Origin of the sequence: Brucella pituitosa (assembly GCF_003049685.1) — a bacterium.
GTDB classification, from domain to species: domain Bacteria; phylum Pseudomonadota; class Alphaproteobacteria; order Rhizobiales; family Rhizobiaceae; genus Brucella; species Brucella pituitosa.
Window position 1 is genome coordinate 1,896,504 of record NZ_PYSY02000001.1, and the last position, 19,941, is coordinate 1,916,444.

Genomic DNA, 19,941 nt, shown 5'->3' on the forward strand with positions numbered 1-19,941 from the left:
GTGGGAGAATGCCCAACATCGTTGAGATCGCCGATCTGAAACGGCTTGCACAACGCCGTGTCCCGAAAATGTTCTTCGATTATGCAGATTCCGGCGCTTGGACTGAGTCTACTTATCGGGCAAACGAAGCCGACTTCGCCAAGATCAAATTGCGTCAGCGCGTGCTGGTCGATATGACCAATCGTTCGCTTGAAACAACGATGATCGGCGAAAAGGTCGCAATGCCAGTTGCCCTCGCCCCGACCGGGCTCACCGGCATGCAGCATGCAGACGGTGAAATGCTCGCAGCCCAGGCCGCAGAGGCGTTTGGTGTTCCCTTCACGCTCTCGACGATGAGCATCTGCTCCATTGAAGATGTTGCATCAGTGACCAAGAAGCCATTCTGGTTCCAGCTTTACGTGATGAAAGACCGTGAGTTCGTAAAAAACCTGATCAGCCGCGCCAAAGCTGCGGGTTGCTCGGCATTGGTCCTCACGCTTGACCTTCAGATTCTGGGCCAGCGCCATAAGGATCTGCGTAACGGACTTTCGGCCCCACCAAAATTCACACCGAAGCATATCTGGCAAATGGCGACCCGTCCCGGCTGGTGCCTGGGCATGATGGGTACGCAGCGCCGCACATTCCGTAACATTGCCGGTCACGCGAAAAATGTAACCGACCTTTCTTCGCTCTCATCATGGACAGCGGAACAGTTCGATCCTCAGCTCAACTGGAACGATGTCGCGTGGATCAAGGAACAATGGGGCGGCAAGCTGATCCTCAAAGGCATTCTCGATGAAGAAGATGCCCGGATGGCAGCCAAATCCGGCGCCGATGCGATTATCGTGTCCAACCATGGCGGCCGTCAGCTTGATGGTGCAGTCTCTTCGATTTCGATGCTCAAGCCAATTGTTGATGCTGTTGGCGATAAAATCGAAGTGCATATGGATGGGGGCATCCGTTCGGGTCAGGACGTGCTGAAAGCCCGTGCTCTTGGTGCACAGGGCGTGTTCATCGGTCGTCCATTCCTTTACGGCCTTGGTGCGATGGGTAAGGAAGGCGTGACACTGGCGCTGGAGATCATCCGCAAAGAACTCGATATCACCATGGCGCTTTGCGGCAAGCGCAATATTAACGATATCGACCAGTCAATCATCCACTCGGTCGATTTCAAGTAAGAATTGCAGAACCCGGCTCAGGCCGGGTTTTTCATTGCCTGTAACGTGGCGTTATTGCCCAAAATTACTACCGCAAGTTTAGTGCTCGCTAATAAGAAGTAACGATAGCTTAAGCATATTCATTTACTACCTTCAGCCAACGGTTCGGGAACCGCGATCATTTTCGGTTGGAGTTGGGTAGATGAAATATGTTTCCGCGATTGCGCTCATGGCATGTGGCATGTTGATCGGTGCAAATGGCGCGCACGCAGCTGACATTATTTTTGAAGAGCCGGTCGCGGTTGCACCTGTCCCTCTCGCCTCAGGCTGGTACATTCGAGGCGATATTGGCTATAATTTCAAGTCGAACACAGACGGCGACTGGGCTTTCTGGAATCAGTTTGATCCGCCGTATCGTGGTATCGACGACACCTTACGTTATGACAACTTCAAGCTCAAAGGCGGTGCATCCTATGGCGTGGGTGTCGGCTATCGTTTCAATGAAATGTTCCGCACAGACGCAACGCTGGACTTTTTCCGCGCTGGCATCAAGGGCAGGACCGATTGCCCAAGCTATATAAAATCCTCGCTCGGCTTCAACCCGGTTGAAGACAATTGCCACTATGAAGACTCGTCAACGGCAAATGTCTGGACGGCAATGGCCAATGCCTATGTCGACCTGCCGAAAATGGGTATGGTGACACCTTATCTCGGCGCCGGATTGGGTGCAGCTTACGTGAAGTACGACACGTGGAAGACTCAGGAAGTCTGCTCGATATGCACCTATACCAGTGACAAGGATGGCCTCGACAGCTGGCGCTTCGCCATGGCTCTGATGGCTGGTGTCAGCTACGATCTGACCGATCAGCTCAAGCTTGACCTGGGTTATCGCTATCTGCGCGTCAATGGCGGCAAGGCCTATGGCTACGATGCAGCAGATCGCAGCACAAACCCGTTTGGTAACGCTGAAGGTCCGGGTGCAACCGGAACACAAGCCAAAGACAACGGTTTCAACATCCACACTGTTCGTGCCGGTCTTCGCTACGAATTCCGCTAAGCAACAGCCCTGCTATGAACTAAAAGCCCGGCATCTGCCGGGTTTTTTATGCGCGTGGCGGCGGTGCTTTTGAGAGAAGCACGGTGCGGATTGCAAAGCTCGAATGAATGCGCGCGACGCCAGGCAGCCGCGACAGAATTTCCTTATGAATAATTTCATAGGAAGCCGCATTCTCCGCCTCGACCCGCAGAATATAGTCAGCATCTCCGGTCATCAGATAGCACTCCTGTACTTCCGGGTGCCTGCGCACGGCTTCCTCAAAGCGGTTGAGATATTCTTCCGTCTGTCGGTCCAGCGTGATGCGAACGATCGCAACCAGCCGTTCATCCCCGCCGGATGAGCCGACAATCGCTGTATACCCCCGAATAACGCCACTTTCTTCGAGTATCTGTACACGCCGCAGACAGGCCGACTGCGAAAGGCCGACTTCCGCTGCAAGCTGACTGTTCGTCATACGGCCATCGCGCCTTAGGGAACGGATGATATTGCGGTCGATGCTATCCAGTGTCGCCATGAATATTCTTCGAATTATGAGCTAATAAGTGCGTAAATCATGCTAAAATTCGCATAATCTACGACAAAATGCAAAAACATTCGAATAGTCTTCGATTATCATTGTGTCTAACGCTTTGGGGGCAAGGAATTGTGATCCGCACCACCAGAGCAATGTGCTTTTGGGAGGAAGCGGATTAGAGTCCAGTCACTCCCACGAACAAACCGAGTGCGCTGGAAATGACCGATATGTCGATGCATTTTTCTCAAACTGAACGTGACCTCGCCGCAGGCGGCGTGCTCACCATCGACCTGGCAGCTTTGCGCCACAATTATTCAACTATCGCAAAACGCATTGCGCCGACCCGCGCAGCTGCTGTTGTCAAAGCCGATTCCTATGGCTTGGGTGCAAACCGTGTCGCACCGGCTTTTTATGAAGCAGGCTGCCGCGATTTCTTCGTCGCCCATCTTGGCGAAGCAATTTCTCTGCGCCCTTTTCTCAATCCTGATGCAACGCTTTACGCGCTGAACGGCCTGCAACCCGGCACGGAAGCTGCCTGTGCACGCGAAAAAATTCTGCCCGTTCTCAACTCGCTGGAACAAATCGAAAACTGGTCGGCACTTGCTATAAGCCTGAATGAAAAGCTGCCCGCTCTGCTTCAGATCGATACCGGCATGTCACGCCTTGGCCTGTCAGCCAAAGAACTCGACCAACTGGTCGATAACCAGCATCTGCTCGACCATATCGATGTAAAATTCGTCATCAGTCATCTGGCGAGCGGCGATGAACCGAAAAATCCGGCCAATGCCCGCCAGCTTGCGGCCATGAACGCAGCGCTCACACGTCTGCCAAAAATGCCGGTGGCTTTTTCGAATTCCGGTGGTTGCTTCCTCGACAATACTTATCATTTCAATCTCGCACGTCCGGGCGTTGTTCTCTATGGCGTCGGTCCGGAAGGGACTGAAAGCCCAATCAAGCCGGTGCTGGAGCTATCCGCGCGTGTCATTCAGGTGCGTGACATCGATAAAGGTGCGGCCGTCGGTTATGGCGGCACATTCGTTGCAAGCAAGCCAATGCGGGTCGCAACAATTGCAGTCGGTTATGCCGATGGCTGGTTCCGCGCTTTGAGCAACAAAGGCTCGGCCTTTTACGGCGATACGCGTCTGCCGATTGTCGGCCGTGTTTCAATGGATTCGATCACGCTCGATGTAACAGCCCTGCCGGAAGGCACACTCAAGCTCGGCAGTCTGGTCGAACTCATTGGTCCGCATCAGCGGCTCGAAGATGTGGCGCGTGATTGCGACACCATTCCTTATGAAATCCTGACTTCGTTAGGCCACCGCTATGCCCGTGTTTACGTGGATAGTCTGGCGGCAGACAAACAAGCATAATTATAAGAGGCGAACATGCAGATCACCATCCTAGGCAGCGGCGTTATCGGCGTCACCACGGCGTATTATCTGGCCAAGCTTGGCCATGAAGTCACTGTCGTTGATCGCGAGGAAGGCCCTGCACTGGAAACAAGCTTCGCCAATGCAGGGCAAGTTTCACCCGGCTATGCATCGCCATGGGCTGCACCCGGTGTGCCTCTGAAAGCCGCCAAGTGGCTGTTTCAGAAGCATGCGCCGCTGGTTCTGCGCCTGACGTCCGATCCAAAGCAGTACAGCTGGCTCTTGCAGATGCTCGCGAACTGCACTGAGAGCCGCTACAAGGTCAATAAAACCCGCATGGTTCGGGTGGCAGAATATAGCCGCGATTGCCTTGTCGCCCTGCGCGAAGAAACCGGCATTCAATATGACCAGCGCACGCAGGGCACTTTGCAACTGTTCCGCGAGCAGTACCAGCTCGACGGTATTGGCAAAGATATTGAAGTACTGCGTCAGGATGGCGTGCCGTTTGAAGTTCTCGACCGCGAAGATTGCGTGCGCGTTGAGCCTGCGCTTGCTCGCGCCAGAGATAAATTCGTCGGTGGCCTGCGTCTGCCGCATGATGAAACCGGCGACTGCTTCAAATTCACCAATGCACTGGCAAAAATCGCCGAAGGACTCGGCGTAAAATTCCGCTTTGGTGTCGACATCAAATCGCTGTTGATGACTGGTGGCAAGGTTTCCGGCGTCGAAACCTCGGAAGGCATTCTGACGGCTGATCGCTATGTCGTGGCACTCGGCAGCTACACACCTGCTCTGGTCAAGTCGCTCGGCCTCAATGCGCCGATCTATCCGGTCAAAGGCTATTCGATCACCGCACCAATCATCAATGAAGATCTGGCTCCAGTCTCGACCGTGCTGGATGAAAGCTACAAAATTGCTATCACCCGCCTTGGCGACCGTATCCGTGTGGGCGGCATGGCCGAAGTCTCAGGTTTCACCAAGGATCTGCCCGCAGCGCGTCGTGCAACGCTCGATCTCTCGGTGAGCGATCTGTTCCCCGGCGGTGATCTCAAGGCTGCAACCTTCTGGTCAGGCCTACGCCCGATGACGCCTGATTCAACGCCGATCATCGGCGCGACCCGCTTCGACAATGTGTTTATCAATGCGGGCCACGGCACACTTGGATGGACCATGGGTCCGGGGTCGGGCAAGCTGCTGGCCGATCTCATCTCCGGTAACACACCAGATATCAAAGCAGACGATCTCAGCATTGCGCGTTACGCATAAATCGACGGCGTCGAGGAAGCGGAGTAAACCCCTCCGCTTCGCTTTTAGCCGATGAGATGGCGTAGCAACCCAGCGGAAGTGATGGCCACGGCCACAGTTACCAGCATGGGGAACCGGGTTGCAGCGGCAATCGTCAGCGCGAGAGCAATCATATCAGCAGGCTTGCCGGTGAAAAACTCCGGCGCAATAACGCTGATCAGAACACAGCCCGGCGCACTTTCCAGCAATAGCAGGGCCCGCGGGCTCAGTGTACGATTGCGTAGAAAAATATATCCGCCAATGCGCGTCATATAGGTCACGGAAGCCATGAGCAGGATCGTGATCGCGTGTGAAGGTTCAATCGTCATTCTGGTTTCGCCTGCCGCCATGCAACCATAAGTCCAGCGATTACACCTGCTGGCACATACCAGGCGCCCGGAATAGTGAGATAGGTTATGCCTGCCACAATGAGGCTGACCAGCCAGGGAAGTGCCGCAACAGGCCCTTTCCACATACCGGCGAGGATCACGATGAAGACGGCAGGAAACGCCATATCAAAGCCAAAGCGCTTGACGTCACCCAATACCGGGCCAACGAGTGCGCCGACGGTGGTGAAGAAAATCCACGTCACATAAAGGCCAAGGGCCGCGCCAAAATAATAACGAATGCTGAAGTTTCCACCAGACTTGCGTGCATCGGCTAGCCCCATGGCCCAGCTCTCGTCACACATGAAGAACAGCGTTAGAAACGCCTTGCGTTTCGGCAAATGCTTGATGAGAGGCGCAAGGGCTGCACCCATCAGAAAATGTCGGCTATTGACCAGAAATGTTATCGCAACAATCAGCAGAATATGCGGCGGCGATGTCCACAAACCAATGGCCGCAAACTCGGAACCACCACCAAAATTCAGGCCCGTCATCATCGGCACTTCAACCGGGCTCAGTCCCTTCTGGGTTGCTTGCGCACCGAGCAGCAGAGCAAACGGAACGAAACTTAAAAACACAGGAACGGCTTCCCGCAAGCCACGCAAGGCCTCTGATTGCCGGGAGATGCCGCTCTGTCCCTCGACAAAATCCATACTACGCATCAATTATTTCCTTCTGGAAAGAGCGGCAATGTCGCTCATTCTGAACCGGGAAAATACGCCAACCCACACAGATTTTTGTTGCTTTTACGCTCTCGATGCACAGTATATTGATGGATAATGCCAACAATAATTAATTAGGCGCATTAAAATGCCAATATCAATTGACGCAATCGACCGTGCGATTCTCCGAGTGCTCCAGCAGGAAGGTAAGATTAACAACACCGAGCTTGCCGAGCGTGTTGGCTTGTCACCTTCGCCTTGTCTGCGCAGGGTGAAGCAATTGGAAGATGCTGGCTTCATCGAACGCTATGTTGCACTGGTCGATGCAGCCAGGCTCGGTATGGGGTTTACGGTCTATGTCCGCATATGGCTGACGGGACAGGATGAGGAAACCGTCACGACTTTCGTCAAAGCAATTGAGAAGCTGCCACAGATCGTTGAATGCCACCTGATGGCGGGCGATTGCGACTTTCTGCTGCGTGTTATCACACCGGATCTTGAAGGCTTTAGAAAATTCCAGATGGAATATATCGGCAAGATAAAGGGCGTTCGGAATATCAAATCCGAAATTCCAATGCAGCAGATCAAACGCTCGTGGGTCGTGCCGATATAGAGCATTTCCAGAAAAATCGGGAACCAAATTTTCTTAAAATAATCTGTTAGAACAAATAGTTAGAAACTTGGCGGGGTACAGGCGCTGACAATTTCGCAGGCGACCGGACCGACACAGCGAAAACGGTGCGGCAGCTTGCTTGAGAAATAATAAGCATCCCCCGGCCCCAGGATCCGGCGCTCACTTCCGACCGTCACTTCAATGCGGCCAGACATGACGATGCCCCCCTCCTCGCCCTCATGCATGAGCAGAACCTTGCCCGTGTCTGAACCCGGCTCATAGCGTTCTTTGAGAATTTGCAACGATCGCGAAAAGAGATGATCGCCCACCTGACGATAGGAAATAGGTCCCTTTCCGATCTCCACCAGCTCGTCCGCCTGATAGAAGACCTTGTGCGGCGCATCCGGCTCAAGCGCAAAAAACTCAGCCATACCAATAGGAATACCGTCAAGAATGCGTTTTAATGCGCCAACGGATGGATTGGACTGGTTGGCCTCGATCAGCGATATGGTAGAGTTGGTCACACCAGCCCGTTTTGCCAGCTCTCGCTGCGACAGATTCTGCCGCATACGCACATAGCGAAGTCGGCCGCCAATATCGATGCTCATCGACAGTCCCCCATACTGTTTATGATGTTCGATATAGCACAAACTACAATTCCAAACCACGTGATTTCAATGAGTTAAATTTATAGAGAAAAGGACTTGTTGCCTTCGGCAAAGCGTGTCCTCCTGTTCTCAAAATAGGAGGTCCTAATGCTGAATAACACCAACGCGCCAAGCCTTGATAACTTCTGGATGCCGTTCACTGCGAACCGCCAGTTCAAGGCCGCTCCACGCCTGCTCGCAAGCGCTTCGGGCATGTATTACACCGATGTCGACGGCAAGCAGGTTCTGGATGGCACGGCTGGTCTTTGGTGCTGTAATGCCGGTCATGGCCGCAAACAGATCACACAGGCTGTTGAACGCCAGATCTCGACCATGGACTTCGCGCCGACCTTTCAGATGGGCCACAATGTTGCATTCGACTTTGCAGAAAAGCTCGCAGCCATTGCGCCCGGCGGCCCGGATGCCAAACTCGACCGCGTGTTCTTCACCAATTCCGGTTCGGAATCGGTCGATACGGCGCTCAAGATCGCCATCGCTTATCAGCGTGCAATCGGTCAGGGCACCCGTACCCTCGTGATTGGCCGTGAAAAAGGCTATCACGGCGTTGGCTTTGGCGGTATTTCTGTCGGTGGCCTCGTCAACAACCGCCGCGTCTTCCCGCAGATTCCTGCCGACCATATGCGTCATACGCTTGATATTGGCCGCAATGCATTCTCCAAGGGCTTGCCAGCACACGGCATTGAACTGGCTGATGATCTGGAACGTCTGGTTCAGCTGCACGGCGCAGAAAAGATTGCCGCCGTCATAGTCGAACCAATGTCCGGTTCTGCCGGTGTCGTTCTCCCGCCGAAGGGCTATCTCGAACGCATCCGCGCAACCGCTGACAAGCACGGCATTCTGGTGATCTATGACGAAGTCATCACCGGCTTCGGTCGTCTCGGAACACCATTCGCAGTTGATTATTTCGGCGTAAAACCTGACCTCGTCACAACCGCCAAGGGCCTCACCAACGGCGCAATCCCGATGGGTGCAGTCTTTGCAAGCCGCGCAGTGCACGACGCGCTGATGACCGGTCCGGAAAACGCCATCGAGCTCTTCCACGGCTACACCTATTCCGGTCATCCGGTCGCTTGCGCTGCCGGTCTCGCAACACTTGAAATCTACGCTGAAGAAGGGCTTCTGACCCGTGGTGCTGAACTAGCTGAGCATTGGCAGAATGCTCTTCATTCGCTCAAAGATGCACCAAATGTCATCGACATCCGCAACCTCGGCCTCGTTGGTGCAATCGAACTTTCGTCACGCGAAGGCGCCGTCGGCGCACGCGCTTATGACGTGTTTACCGATTGCTTCAAGAAAGGCCTTCTGATCCGCGTGACTGGCGATGTGATTGCTCTTTCGCCACCTTTGATCGTGGAAAAAGAACAGATCGACACCATCGTTTCCATGATCGGAGATGCTCTCAAACGCGCGGCGTGATCACCACCCAGAGACGCCGCAACTTGGCCGCCGCTTCTTCCCTTGCGGCGGCTTTTTTATGAATCGCATTATCTAGAATGTCGCGCAAAGGATTCTGCGCATTATCATTTTAGCGGCCACTAAGCGCGAGGCAACCAAAAGCGTAATAACGTTACGTTACATTGCAAAAATCAACTCTGCGAAGGGGTGAACTTCGCCACCAGCGCGTGGCTGTCACCGGGATAGGTGAAGCGCACATGCGTGACCGGTTGATCGGCATTCCATGTCTGGCGTTCGACCACAAGACAGGGCGATCCAGCCGCGACACCGAGCGTTGCAGCATTATCCTGTGTGGCCACAACTGCCCGAATCGAATGCTGTGCACTGCTCCATGGCACGCAGGCAACCAGCCAAGGTCCAGGCGATTGCTCTGCAAAATTGGTAGTATCTGCACTCGGCACAGCATCGAGACTGATGAAGCGTTCTTCCAACGCAAACACACGCTTGCCTGCATAGTGTCGACAGACGAGTTCGATTAACGGCGTATGGCGCGGCATATCGATATGTTTGGCATCCGCTGGGCCACTCAGACGGTCGCGTCGTGTCAGTAGTTCATAGCGATAGGGAACGCCAAGCGCTGCCACTTCATCGCGAATATCGTGGATTTCGAGGATCGCTGCCTGCGATTGCGGAAAAGACACGAAACTGCCCGAACGGCGCTTGCGCTCAATCAGACCGGCCTTTGCCAGCTGCGTCAGCGCCTTGTTCACGGTCATACGTGAGCAATTATAGTGCTCAGTCAGTTCATGTTCAAACGGGATGCGATGCCCCGGCTGCCATTCGCCGGAAATGATGCGTGTTTCGATATCATCCAGAATGCGCTGGTGCAGCGATATGGTCGGATCGCCATTTCTGGATGAATTGTCCTGCATCATACGCCCCTTTTAATCCAACAATTCGCCGATCACTTTCTGGAAAGCACGCTCGGCTTCATCGCGCAAGCGGTGATGTCCACCCTCCACCTGTTTCACGCCACGCACCCACACATCAGAGGCACGCGCACGACCGGCAAAAATCCAGCCATCGAGAGCCGCATCCCTTTTTGCATGGGGCAGACGCTCAACATCAAGCGATACAAAATCGGCCGAAGCCCCCACTTTCAAGCCATCGCCTGCGCGTCCCATAGCGATATTGCCGCCGGTCACCCCGCCATCGAAAAGTGCGCGGCCTGTCGATCCCTCGTTCTCGGCCAGAACATTACGCGCGCGGTGCAGGAGACGCTGCGAATATTCATACTGGCGCAACTCATCGCTGATACCGATCAGCACATTCGAATCCGAGCCAACGCCGAACTTGCCGCCTGCCTTGTGAAAGACCGTAGCATTGAAGGTTCCGTCACCCAGATTGGCTTCCGTGACCGGGCAAAGACCAGCAATCGCGCCCGTCTCAGCCATGCGCATGGTTTCCGCGTCGGTCATATGGGTCGCGTGGATGAGGCACCAGCGCGACGACAATTCCTGATGGTCAAGCAGCCATTCAACAGGTCGCTGTCCGGACCACGCAATGCAGTCCTCCACCTCCTTGACCTGTTCGGCAATATGAATATGCACAGGCGCATCCGGCAAAAGCTTTGCCGCAAATGTCAATTCATCCGGGGTGACAGCACGCAGACTGTGCGGGGCTACGCCAAGTACGGCACCATCGAAACCGGCAAGCGCCTTCTGGCAGCCTTCGATTAGGCGCGCAAAGCTTGCTTCATCATTGATGAAACGGCGCTGGCCTTCATTCGGATCGGCACCGCCGAATGTCGAATGTGCGTAAAGCACCGGCAACAATGTCAGCCCGATACCAGCAGTTTGCGCTGCCGAGACAATACGATCTGCCATTTCCGAGATATTGCTGTAAGGCGTGCCATCGCAATCATGGTGCAGATAATGAAACTCACCGACGCGCGTGAAACCGGCTTCCAGCATATCGACATAAAGCCGCAACGCGACCGCTTCCGCCTGTTCCGGCGTCATGGTCAGCGCGAACTTGTACATGATCTCGCGCCAGCTCCAGAAGCTGTCCGCGGAAGGTCCACGCCGTTCGGCAAGTCCCGCCATGCCATATTGGAACGCATGGCTGTGCAGATTTGGCATGCCAGAAACAATCACTGCATGATGTTCGTCGCCCGACTGCGCGCTGGCGCCAGTTTCCACAGATGCGATTTTTCCATCGACAATGCCAAGCCGCACATCATCCGCCCACCCCGTTTGCAGAAGCGCCTGTCCGGCATGGATAAATTGCGTTTTTTCGACCGTGGCTGACATTATGTTCCGCTCCTCTTTCCGCCCATTTTGCTGCATCACTTTTCAACAGATCGCAATCGGATGCATTTTTTCTCTTGGCGACTTCGCTATTATGTATATACATTATCGAAAAACAGGGGAAGCGAGAAAACGCTCATGACACAGAAAACCAACTTCGTTTTAACGCAGGCACGCATCGCCACCTTGGATGAAAACGCCGAAGGTCTGGGGCTCATCGACAATGCAGCGCTCGCCGTGAAAGACGGCAAGATCGCTTATGTCGGTCCGGAAAATGCTCTCCCCGCCGAATACGCATCCTTCGAGAAAATCGACTGCGAAAACCGCCTGATCACGCCCGGCCTGATCGACTGTCACACGCATCTGGTCCACGCAGGCAATCGCGCGCATGAATTTGAGCTGCGCCTGAATGGTGCCACTTACGAAGAAGTTGCGCGGGCGGGCGGCGGCATTGTTTCCTCCGTTAAAAACCTGCGTGCGGCCAGCGAAGATGATCTGGTGCGTGAAACCCTGCCCCGCCTTGATGCGCTGATTGCCGAAGGCGTCACCACCGTTGAAGTCAAGTCGGGCTATGGCCTCGACCGTGACAGCGAGATCAAGTCGCTGAAAGCCGCCCGCCGTCTTGGCGAAGAACGTGACGTGACGGTCCGCACCACCTTCCTTGGCGCGCATGCCCTGCCGCCGGAAATGAATGGCGACAAGGCCGCCTATATCGACCGCGTCATCAACGATATGCTTCCGGCTATCGCCGCTGAAAATCTGGCCGATGCGGTTGACGGTTTTTGCGAAGGCATAGCCTTCCTGCCGGATGAAATCGCCCGCGTTTTCGATGCTGCAAAGGCGCACGGCCTTCAGGTCAAACTCCACGCAGACCAGCTTTCCAATCTGCATGGCGCAGCTCTTGCCGCTTCTTACAATGCGCTTTCAGCCGATCATCTGGAATATACCGATGCGGATGGTGCTGCCGCGATGGCCAAGGCCGGAACCGTCGCAGTTCTGCTTCCCGGCGCTTATTATTTCATCCGCGAAACGCAAAAGCCGCCGGTCGATCTTTTCCGTGCGGCTGGCACAAAGATGGCACTGGCCACCGACAACAATCCCGGCACCTCGCCGCTGACCTCGCTTCTGCTCACCATGAACATGGGCGCAACCCTGTTCCGCATGACGGTCGATGAATGCATTGCGGGCGTCACCCGCGAAGCAGCCCGTGCCCTTGGCGTGCTTGACCACACTGGAACGCTGGAAGTGGGCAAGGATGCTGACCTTGCCATCTGGAGCGTCGAGCATCCGGCAGAGCTCGTTTACCGTATTGGCTTCAACCCGCTCTGGAAGCGGGTTTTCAAAGGCCACATTTAGTTCATATCTCAATGGAGCTTTCCATGACCCTCATATTGAAGCCCGGCAGCGTTGCACTGAGCACGCTGGAACAGATTTATCGTGAAAACCTCGCCGTCCGTATTGATCCGTCCTTTCATGCCGGCGTTGAAAAAGCAGCAGCACGCATTGCCGAAATAGCCGCGGGCGATGCACCGGTTTATGGCATCAATACCGGCTTTGGTAAGCTCGCCTCAATCCGTATCGCGCCCGAAGATGTGGCAACGCTTCAGCGCAATCTGATCCTGTCGCATTGCTGCGGCGTTGGCGAACCGTTGAGCGAAGACATCGTGCGCCTCATCATGGCGCTGAAGCTCATTTCGCTTGGTCGCGGGGCATCGGGTGTGCGGCTCGAACTCATTATCCTCATCGAAGCCATGCTCGAAAAAGGCGTGATCCCGATGATCCCGGCCAAGGGTTCGGTTGGCGCTTCTGGCGATCTCGCACCGCTCGCTCATATGGCCGCGGCCATGATCGGCGAAGGCGAAGCCTTCTATCAGGGTGAGCGCCTTTCGGGCGCTGATGCGCTTAAGAAGGCTGGCCTCAAGCCCGTCGTTCTAGCTGCGAAGGAAGGTCTCGCCCTCATCAACGGCACACAGACCTCGACTGCACTGGCATTAGCCGGCCTGTTCCGCGCGCATCGCGCATTGCAGGCAGCCCTCATCACCGGCGCATTGTCGACCGATGCGGCCATGGGTTCAACTGCCCCGTTCCATCCCGATATTCACACCCTGCGCGGCCATCAGGGCCAGATCGATACGGCCGCAGCACTGCGCAATCTCCTTTCCGGTTCGGTCATTCGTGAAAGCCATCTTGAAGGCGACCAGCGCGTACAAGACCCTTATTGCATTCGCTGTCAGCCACAGGTCGATGGTGCCTGTCTCGACATTCTACGCCAAGCTGCACGCACACTTGAAATCGAAGCCAATGCCGTTACCGATAACCCGCTTGTCCTCTCCGATGACAGTGTGGTTTCAGGCGGCAACTTCCATGCCGAACCAGTTGCTTTCGCAGCCGACCAGATCGCGCTTGCTGTCTGCGAAATCGGTGCAATCGCCCAGCGCCGCATTGCTCTTTTGGTTGACCCTGCGCTTTCCTTCGGCCTGCCTGCCTTCCTTGCAAAAAAGCCGGGCCTCAATTCGGGTCTTATGATTGCGGAAGTCACTTCGGCAGCGCTGATGAGCGAAAACAAGCAGATGGCGCATCCGGCATCGGTTGATTCCACACCAACGTCTGCCAATCAGGAAGACCATGTTTCCATGGCCTGCCATGGTGCACGCCGCCTGTTACAGATGACCGAAAACCTCAACGCAATCATCGGCATTGAAGCATTGACCGGCGCGCTCGGCGTCGAGCTGCGCGGCCCGCTTGAAACCAGTCCAGAACTGAAAAGCGCCATCGCCGTTCTGCGCGCCAAAGTTTCGACGCTGGATGTCGACCGCTACATGGCCAACGATCTTGCAGCCGCAAGCACCATCATCGCCGACGGCTCGTTCACCGGCAGCATCAGCGCCAATATCCTGCCTGCACTGGAGGCCTGATATGAGCGTCTTTGAAGTCAGGCAGGGCACGTCGCCCGTCATTCTCGGCCTTCCCCACACGGGCACGGATGTTCCCGACGATATCTGGTCACGGCTCAATGACAATGGTCGTATTCTCGCCGACACCGACTGGCACATCCATCAGCTCTATGACGGGCTGCTGGACAATGTAACGACCGTCCGCGCAACCTTTCATCGCTATTGCATCGATGCCAATCGCGATCCGGCAGGCGTCAGCCTCTATCCGGGTCAGAACACAACGACGTTGATCCCGGACACAGACTTTGACGGCCTTGCCATCTGGAAAGGCGGCGAAGCGCCGAAAGAAGCTGACATCACCGATCGCATCACCCGTTTTCACAAGCCGTATCACGATGCACTTACAGCCGAAATCGAGCGCGTGAAGGCGATCCATGGCGTGGCGATCCTTTATGATTGCCACTCGATCCGCTCGCATATCCCGTTCCTGTTTGAAGGCAAGCTGCCGGACTTCAACATCGGCACAGATTTGGGCAAGACCTGCGCACCGGAAATCGAAGCAGCAGCCGTGGAAGCGACCCAAAACGCCACCGACTACACATCCATTCTCAATGGACGTTTCAAAGGCGGCTGGACGACCCGCCACTATGGCAAGCCCGAAAACGGCGTCCACGCTATCCAGATGGAACTGGCGCAATCGACTCATCTTGCGACCGAAGCGGTTCCCTTCGCCTACGACGAGGCCAAGGCGGACAAGCTTCGCGTACATCTCAAAACCATTCTTGAGCGGCTCGAAAACATTGCCGCAGAACTGAAATCCTGAGGAGAACACCATGTCCAACCCACGTCATAATGAGCGCGATGTACGCGCTCCACGCGGCACCGAACTCAACGCCAAGAGCTGGCTCACCGAAGCCCCCCTGCGCATGTTGATGAACAACCTTGACCCGGATGTCGCCGAACGCCCGCATGAGCTGGTCGTCTATGGCGGCATTGGCCGCGCTGCGCGCACATGGGATGATTTCGACAAGATTGTCGCGACCCTCAAGACGCTCAATGAAGACGAAACCTTGCTGGTGCAGTCGGGCAAGCCGGTGGGCGTGTTCCGCACCCACAAGGATGCACCGCGCGTTCTCATCGCCAATTCCAATCTCGTGCCGCATTGGGCGACCTGGGATCATTTCAACGAACTGGATAAGAAGGGTCTCGCCATGTATGGCCAGATGACCGCCGGTTCGTGGATTTACATCGGTGCACAGGGCATTGTTCAGGGCACCTATGAAACCTTCGTGGAAGCCGGTCGCCAGCATTATAACGGCAACCTCAAGGGCAAGTGGATTCTGACCGGCGGTCTGGGCGGCATGGGCGGCGCACAGCCTCTCGCAGCCGTCATGGCTGGCGCTTGCTGCCTCGCAGTCGAGTGCGACGAAACCCGCGCTGATTTCCGCCTGCGCACCCGCTATGTCGATGAAAAGACCCATAGCCTCGATGAAGCTCTGGCAAAGATCGACGAATGGACCAAGGCAGGCGAAGCCAAGTCCATTGCGCTGATCGGCAATGCTGCCGAAATTTTCCCGGAACTCGTCAAGCGCGGCGTGCGCCCTGACATCGTGACGGACCAGACCTCGGCGCATGATCCGGTGCATGGCTATCTGCCAATCGGCTGGAGCGTCGCTGAATGGCGCGCCAAGCAGGAAAGCGACCCGAAGGCTGTCGCAAAAGCTGCCCGCGCTTCGATGAAGGTGCAGGTTCAGGCCATGCTCGACTTCCACAATCAGGGCATTCCAACGGTCGATTACGGCAACAATATCCGCCAGATGGCGCTCGAAGAAGGTCTTGAAAACGCCTTCGATTTCCCCGGTTTCGTTCCGGCCTATATCCGCCCATTGTTCTGCCGCGGCATTGGACCTTTCCGCTGGGCAGCGCTTTCCGGCGATCCAGAGGATATTGCAAAGACCGATGCCAAGGTGAAAGAGCTGCTGCCAGACAACAAGCACCTGCACAACTGGCTCGACATGGCGAAAGAACGCATCGCATTTCAGGGCCTGCCAGCCCGCATCTGCTGGGTTGGCCTTGGAGATCGTCACCGCCTCGGCCTTGCCTTCAACGAAATGGTTCGCAACGGCGAGTTGAAAGCACCTATCGTCATTGGTCGCGATCATCTGGATAGCGGCTCCGTCGCTTCGCCAAACCGTGAAACCGAATCCATGAAAGACGGCTCGGACGCAGTCTCCGACTGGCCGCTGCTCAATGCGTTGCTCAACACCGCATCGGGTGCGACATGGGTATCGCTCCATCATGGTGGCGGCGTCGGCATGGGCTTCTCCCAACATTCGGGCATGGTCATCTGCTGCGACGGTTCGGAAGATGCCGACCAGCGCATCGGTCGCGTGCTGTGGAATGATCCGGCTACCGGCGTTATGCGTCATGCCGATGCGGGCTATGAAGAAGCGCTCGACTGGGCAAAGCAGCAGGGTCTTCGCCTTCCGGCGATCCTTGGAAACTAAGAACCCAATCAAAGGCGGCCCTTATGGGGCCGCCTTTTTTTCATGTTCAAAAATACACGTAATACCGGGGAATATCGATGACGGACACAACGCTTAGCGGCCAGGAACCCTCACGCGGAACGGCGGCACTAAAGCTGGTGATATACAGCTTCATAGGAATCTTTTTCTTCTTCGTTCCTGTTACTATTGGCGGCAAATCCACCATTCTGCTCGATCATGCCGCAACGGCACTGGCAACAGAACTACGCCCTGTCGCTCTGGTGTTTGTCTGCCTGCTTATTGCTTATGGTGCGTTTGGACCGTTCGTCACGGGCACATGGAAGAAAAACCTGACGGAAAAAATCTTCTCGGTATTGCGTTTGCTCGGACTTGTTGCAACGGCCATGTATCTGGCAAATGTCGGTCCGGCATTGCTGTTCACTCCAGACATGCTGCCTTTCCTGTTTGACAAACTGGTGCTTTCCGTCGGCCTGATTGTGCCAATCGGTGCACTGGCGCTCGCTTTTCTGATCGGTTACGGCCTGCTCGAATTCACCGGCGTTATTGTGCAACCTGTGATGCGCCCCATCTGGCGCACACCGGGCTGGTCGGCAATTGATGCTGTGGCTTCATTCGTTGGAAGCTATTCGCTGGCACTTCTGATCACTGACCGCGTTTATAAAGAAGGCAAATACACAGCACGAGAAGCTGCAATCGTTGCAACGGGATTTTCGACAGTTTCTGCAACCTTCATGATTATCGTCGCACGGACGCTTGGTCTGATGGAGTCATGGAATCTGTATTTCTGGACGACCTTCTTCGTCACATTCATCGTCTCAGCGATTGCAGCGCGCCTGTGGCCGCTAAGCCGTATGGATCATCCAGAAGACCGCGACGTGCCGCTGCCAGCAGGCAAAGGTCGCATTGAAACTGCGATTGATGCGGGCATTACTCAGGCACAGAGCGCACCAAAGCTTTTACCTCTGCTCTGGGCAACTTTCCTTGATGGTCTGCGCATGGCATCGATGATTTTGCCAAGCATCATGGCCGTCGGCCTTCTTGGCCTGCTTGCAGCAAAATATACGCCGATTTTCGACGTCCTCGGCCTTGCGCTTTATCCGTTCACATGGCTCGCGCAGTTTTCCGATCCAATGCTTGCTGCGAAATCCATGGCATCCAGTCTTGCTGAAATGTTCCTACCCGCCATTCTTCTGAAAGATGCAGACGTCGCCTTGAAGTTTGTTGCTGCTGTGGTTTCGGTCAGTCAGGTTCTCTTCCTGTCCGCTTCTATCCCATGCGTTCTGGCGACATCAGTACCGCTCAAATTCCGTGATTTGATCGTCATCTGGTACATTCGCACGGCTTTGAGCATTCTGCTCACCGCACCCGTTGCTTTCTGGGCAGTATCAAACGGCTGGCTGAATTAATGGAATTCAAAGTCCTTAAAGCGCAGGATCATCGCCGCATGCCGTGGAAAAACGGCGGCGGTGTCACGGTCGAAATCGCAATCCATCCGATCAATGCGTCAGTCGATAATTTCGACTGGCGCATTTCCACTGCAACCGTTGCCAATGACGGCCCGTTTTCGGTCTTTCCCGACATTGATCGCACATTGTCGGTGCTGGAAGGCATCGGCATTGTTCTCGACGTTGAAGGTTTAGAAACGACTCTCAGCCGCGAGACAGCACCCTTTGCTTTTGCCGCCGACGCCAGCTCTGGTGCCCGCCTCATCGACGGAACAATCACCGATCTCAACGTCATGACACGACGCGGGCGCTTCACGCATCAGGTCGAACGTATTGTCACAAATGATTCGGCGGTCATTGCATCAGATCGCGGCACTATGCTTGTTTTCTGTGCAGAAGGAAATTTTGAGCTAAAAAGCGACAGCAGAATCGCACATCTCGGCCAGCATGACTGCCTGATCCTATCGGGAGAGGCTCAGTTTTCTGTAGAACTTATTGGTAAGGGGATCGTCTATAAGATTTCGATTATACAACTATAATCAACGTCTTATGTTGTATTTTACCAGACGACAAAGCAAAGGCTTCTTTGCATATCTCTCTGGACAGAAATCATGGTCCTGCTAATTTGTCTGCAAGAATATGTATATGCTTAAAACAAAAAAGGGGTTCACATATGAAAACTTCATGGCTGGCAGGTGCAGCACTCGCAGCTCTCACCTTCGCTTCTGCCGCACAGGCAGAAACAAAAGTCGCAATCGGCTTTTCGGGCTGGACTGGTTTTGGTCCGCTGACACTTGCTAAAGAAGCAGGCATCTTCAAGAAGAACGGCCTCGACGTCACGCTCAATAAAATTCCGCAAGCAAGCCGCCATCTCGCGCTGGCGTCCGGCGACATTCAGTGTGCAGCGACCACCGTTGAAACATGGATTATCTGGAACTCCGCTGGCGTCAAAACCAAGCAGATTTTCCAGATGGACAAGTCCTATGGCGCGGACGGTATTGCCGTGCGCGGCGATGTGAATTCCTTCGCTGATCTCAAGGGCAAGACGATCGCAGCTTCGGCCCCCGGCACATCGCCCTATTTCTTCCTGGCCTATATGCTGGCCAAGAACGGCATGACGACCAAGGACGTGAAGATCGTCAACATGGAGCCGGGACCAGCAGCACAGGCTTTCGTTGCAGGCCAGAACGATGCGGCCATGACCTACGAGCCTTATCTTTCGACAGTTCGCGCAGCACCAGACAAAGGCAAAATTCTCGCCACCACGCTCGAATATCCGGCAGTGATGGATACGGTTGGCTGCACACCAGACTTCCTCGAAAAGAACCCGGAAGCTGCAAAGGCACTCGCCACCAGCTATTTTGAAGCGCTTGAAATGATCGCTGCTGACCCAGCCAAATCCTATGAAATCATGGGCAAGGACGTGAAGCAGTCGGGTGAGGAATTTGGCAAATCGGCAGCCTATCTGCGTTGGCAGGACAAAGCCGCCAACCAGAAGTTCTTTGAAGGCGAGTTCAAGGAGTTTTCGGAAGAAGCAGCAAAGCTCCTGCTTGACGCTGGTGTAATCAAGACGAAGCCAAATCTCGACGAGATTGTCGATATCAGCTTTATCAAGTAAATGAGCTCACAACGCAGACTCGGAGTTGGCTCCGGGTCTGTTTCATTTCCGCCTCCCCCTTGAGGCAACCGTCTGACTGAACG

19 protein-coding genes are annotated in these 19,941 nt (G+C 55.0%); 13 read left to right on the forward strand and 6 right to left on the reverse strand.

Features of this window, described 5'->3' with window-relative positions:
- Positions 1-8: 8 nt before the first annotated feature.
- Positions 9-1,157 (forward strand): alpha-hydroxy acid oxidase, encoded by a 1,149-nt coding sequence (locus tag C9380_RS09355; protein ID WP_024899342.1) that lies wholly within the window; start codon positions 9-11, stop codon positions 1,155-1,157.
- A gap of 181 nt (positions 1,158-1,338) precedes the next feature.
- The gene (locus C9380_RS09360) at positions 1,339-2,193 is read left to right on the forward strand and encodes an outer membrane protein (RefSeq protein WP_024899341.1); all 855 of its coding nucleotides are present in this window, start codon (positions 1,339-1,341) and stop codon (positions 2,191-2,193) included.
- Positions 2,194-2,239: 46 nt separating this feature from the next.
- Here C9380_RS09360 and C9380_RS09365 read toward each other — a convergent pair whose 3' ends face one another.
- Positions 2,240-2,707 carry an Lrp/AsnC family transcriptional regulator gene (locus C9380_RS09365; protein ID WP_024899340.1) on the reverse strand — a complete coding sequence of 156 codons (468 nt, stop codon included), beginning with the start codon at positions 2,705-2,707 and terminating at the stop codon, positions 2,240-2,242.
- A gap of 218 nt (positions 2,708-2,925) precedes the next feature.
- Here C9380_RS09365 and alr point away from each other — a divergent pair, with 218 nt between their 5' ends.
- Both alr and C9380_RS09375 read left to right on the forward strand, forming a co-directional pair.
- A complete protein-coding gene (alr, locus tag C9380_RS09370; protein ID WP_100558676.1) occupies positions 2,926-4,077 on the forward strand; it encodes an alanine racemase in 1,152 nt (383 codons plus the stop codon).
- Positions 4,078-4,092: 15 nt separating this feature from the next.
- Positions 4,093-5,343, forward strand: a complete 1,251-nt coding sequence (locus C9380_RS09375) for a D-amino acid dehydrogenase (RefSeq protein ID WP_024899338.1) — start codon at positions 4,093-4,095, stop codon at positions 5,341-5,343.
- A 44-nt stretch (positions 5,344-5,387) separates the two neighbouring features.
- On the opposite strand, the gene C9380_RS09380 is transcribed toward C9380_RS09375, so the two are convergent.
- Positions 5,388-5,690 carry an AzlD family protein gene (locus C9380_RS09380; RefSeq protein ID WP_128093426.1) on the reverse strand — a complete coding sequence of 101 codons (303 nt, stop codon included), beginning with the start codon at positions 5,688-5,690 and terminating at the stop codon, positions 5,388-5,390.
- Entirely contained in the window at positions 5,687-6,400 is a 714-nt protein-coding gene (locus C9380_RS09385; RefSeq protein WP_024899336.1) for an AzlC family ABC transporter permease, read from the reverse strand. The genes C9380_RS09380 and C9380_RS09385 overlap by 4 nt, the downstream gene beginning before the upstream one ends.
- Positions 6,401-6,557: 157 nt before the next feature.
- Here C9380_RS09385 and C9380_RS09390 point away from each other — a divergent pair, with 157 nt between their 5' ends.
- Positions 6,558-7,022, forward strand: a complete 465-nt coding sequence (locus C9380_RS09390; protein ID WP_024899335.1) for an Lrp/AsnC family transcriptional regulator — start codon at positions 6,558-6,560, stop codon at positions 7,020-7,022.
- Positions 7,023-7,081: 59 nt separating this feature from the next.
- On the opposite strand, the gene C9380_RS09395 is transcribed toward C9380_RS09390, so the two are convergent.
- Positions 7,082-7,630 (reverse strand): cupin domain-containing protein, encoded by a 549-nt coding sequence (locus C9380_RS09395; protein ID WP_024899334.1) that lies wholly within the window; start codon positions 7,628-7,630, stop codon positions 7,082-7,084.
- Positions 7,631-7,777: 147 nt separating this feature from the next.
- On the opposite strand from C9380_RS09395, the gene aptA reads away from it, so the two are divergent.
- Positions 7,778-9,106: an omega-aminotransferase AptA gene (gene aptA, locus C9380_RS09400; RefSeq protein ID WP_024899333.1), complete on the forward strand. Its 1,329-nt coding sequence runs from the start codon at positions 7,778-7,780 to the stop codon at positions 9,104-9,106.
- A gap of 170 nt (positions 9,107-9,276) precedes the next feature.
- Here the strand turns inward: aptA and hutC are convergent, their stop codons facing one another.
- Positions 9,277-10,017, reverse strand: coding sequence for a histidine utilization transcriptional repressor HutC (hutC, locus tag C9380_RS09405; RefSeq protein WP_105534567.1), 741 nt, complete (start codon positions 10,015-10,017; stop codon positions 9,277-9,279).
- A 12-nt stretch (positions 10,018-10,029) separates the two neighbouring features.
- Positions 10,030-11,397, reverse strand: a complete 1,368-nt coding sequence (locus C9380_RS09410; protein ID WP_128093427.1) for a formimidoylglutamate deiminase — start codon at positions 11,395-11,397, stop codon at positions 10,030-10,032.
- 135 nt (positions 11,398-11,532) lie between these two features.
- On the opposite strand from C9380_RS09410, the gene hutI reads away from it, so the two are divergent.
- The 7 genes from hutI (at position 11,533) to C9380_RS09445 (ending at position 19,858) form a co-directional block, all read left to right on the forward strand.
- The gene (gene hutI / locus C9380_RS09415) at positions 11,533-12,750 is read left to right on the forward strand and encodes an imidazolonepropionase (RefSeq protein ID WP_100558674.1); all 1,218 of its coding nucleotides are present in this window, start codon (positions 11,533-11,535) and stop codon (positions 12,748-12,750) included.
- Between the two features lie 23 nt (positions 12,751-12,773).
- Positions 12,774-14,309 (forward strand): histidine ammonia-lyase, encoded by a 1,536-nt coding sequence (gene hutH, locus C9380_RS09420; protein WP_128093428.1) that lies wholly within the window; start codon positions 12,774-12,776, stop codon positions 14,307-14,309.
- Position 14,310: 1 nt separating this feature from the next.
- Positions 14,311-15,111: an N-formylglutamate deformylase gene (hutG, locus tag C9380_RS09425; RefSeq protein WP_128093429.1), complete on the forward strand. Its 801-nt coding sequence runs from the start codon at positions 14,311-14,313 to the stop codon at positions 15,109-15,111.
- Between the two features lie 10 nt (positions 15,112-15,121).
- Positions 15,122-16,795, forward strand: coding sequence for a urocanate hydratase (gene hutU, locus C9380_RS09430; protein WP_128093430.1), 1,674 nt, complete (start codon positions 15,122-15,124; stop codon positions 16,793-16,795).
- Between the two features lie 77 nt (positions 16,796-16,872).
- Positions 16,873-18,201, forward strand: coding sequence for a YjiH family protein (locus tag C9380_RS09435; RefSeq protein WP_128093431.1), 1,329 nt, complete (start codon positions 16,873-16,875; stop codon positions 18,199-18,201).
- The gene (locus tag C9380_RS09440; protein WP_128093432.1) at positions 18,201-18,779 is read left to right on the forward strand and encodes a HutD/Ves family protein; all 579 of its coding nucleotides are present in this window, start codon (positions 18,201-18,203) and stop codon (positions 18,777-18,779) included. Before C9380_RS09435 ends, C9380_RS09440 begins: the two co-directional genes overlap by 1 nt.
- A 134-nt stretch (positions 18,780-18,913) precedes the next feature.
- On the forward strand, positions 18,914-19,858 hold the full coding sequence (locus tag C9380_RS09445; RefSeq protein ID WP_024899324.1) for an ABC transporter substrate-binding protein: 945 nt from the start codon (positions 18,914-18,916) through the stop codon (positions 19,856-19,858).
- Positions 19,859-19,941 lie beyond the last annotated feature (83 nt).

Bases quoted from the DNA above. Each gene is read 5' to 3' on its own strand.
- C9380_RS09355 (WP_024899342.1), top strand. From the start codon at position 9: ATGCCCAACATCGTTGAGATCGCCGATCTGAAACGGCTTGCACAACGC.
- C9380_RS09360 (WP_024899341.1), top strand. From the start codon at position 1,339: ATGAAATATGTTTCCGCGATTGCGCTCATGGCATGTGGCATGTTGATC.
- C9380_RS09365 (WP_024899340.1), bottom strand. From the start codon at position 2,707: ATGGCGACACTGGATAGCATCGACCGCAATATCATCCGTTCCCTAAGG.
- alr (WP_100558676.1), top strand. From the start codon at position 2,926: ATGACCGATATGTCGATGCATTTTTCTCAAACTGAACGTGACCTCGCC.
- C9380_RS09375 (WP_024899338.1), top strand. From the start codon at position 4,093: ATGCAGATCACCATCCTAGGCAGCGGCGTTATCGGCGTCACCACGGCG.
- C9380_RS09380 (WP_128093426.1), bottom strand. From the start codon at position 5,690: ATGACGATTGAACCTTCACACGCGATCACGATCCTGCTCATGGCTTCC.
- C9380_RS09385 (WP_024899336.1), bottom strand. From the start codon at position 6,400: ATGGATTTTGTCGAGGGACAGAGCGGCATCTCCCGGCAATCAGAGGCC.
- C9380_RS09390 (WP_024899335.1), top strand. From the start codon at position 6,558: ATGCCAATATCAATTGACGCAATCGACCGTGCGATTCTCCGAGTGCTC.
- C9380_RS09395 (WP_024899334.1), bottom strand. From the start codon at position 7,630: ATGAGCATCGATATTGGCGGCCGACTTCGCTATGTGCGTATGCGGCAG.
- aptA (WP_024899333.1), top strand. From the start codon at position 7,778: ATGCTGAATAACACCAACGCGCCAAGCCTTGATAACTTCTGGATGCCG.
- hutC (WP_105534567.1), bottom strand. From the start codon at position 10,017: ATGCAGGACAATTCATCCAGAAATGGCGATCCGACCATATCGCTGCAC.
- C9380_RS09410 (WP_128093427.1), bottom strand. From the start codon at position 11,397: ATGTCAGCCACGGTCGAAAAAACGCAATTTATCCATGCCGGACAGGCG.
- hutI (WP_100558674.1), top strand. From the start codon at position 11,533: ATGACACAGAAAACCAACTTCGTTTTAACGCAGGCACGCATCGCCACC.
- hutH (WP_128093428.1), top strand. From the start codon at position 12,774: ATGACCCTCATATTGAAGCCCGGCAGCGTTGCACTGAGCACGCTGGAA.
- hutG (WP_128093429.1), top strand. From the start codon at position 14,311: ATGAGCGTCTTTGAAGTCAGGCAGGGCACGTCGCCCGTCATTCTCGGC.
- hutU (WP_128093430.1), top strand. From the start codon at position 15,122: ATGTCCAACCCACGTCATAATGAGCGCGATGTACGCGCTCCACGCGGC.
- C9380_RS09435 (WP_128093431.1), top strand. From the start codon at position 16,873: ATGACGGACACAACGCTTAGCGGCCAGGAACCCTCACGCGGAACGGCG.
- C9380_RS09440 (WP_128093432.1), top strand. From the start codon at position 18,201: ATGGAATTCAAAGTCCTTAAAGCGCAGGATCATCGCCGCATGCCGTGG.
- C9380_RS09445 (WP_024899324.1), top strand. From the start codon at position 18,914: ATGAAAACTTCATGGCTGGCAGGTGCAGCACTCGCAGCTCTCACCTTC.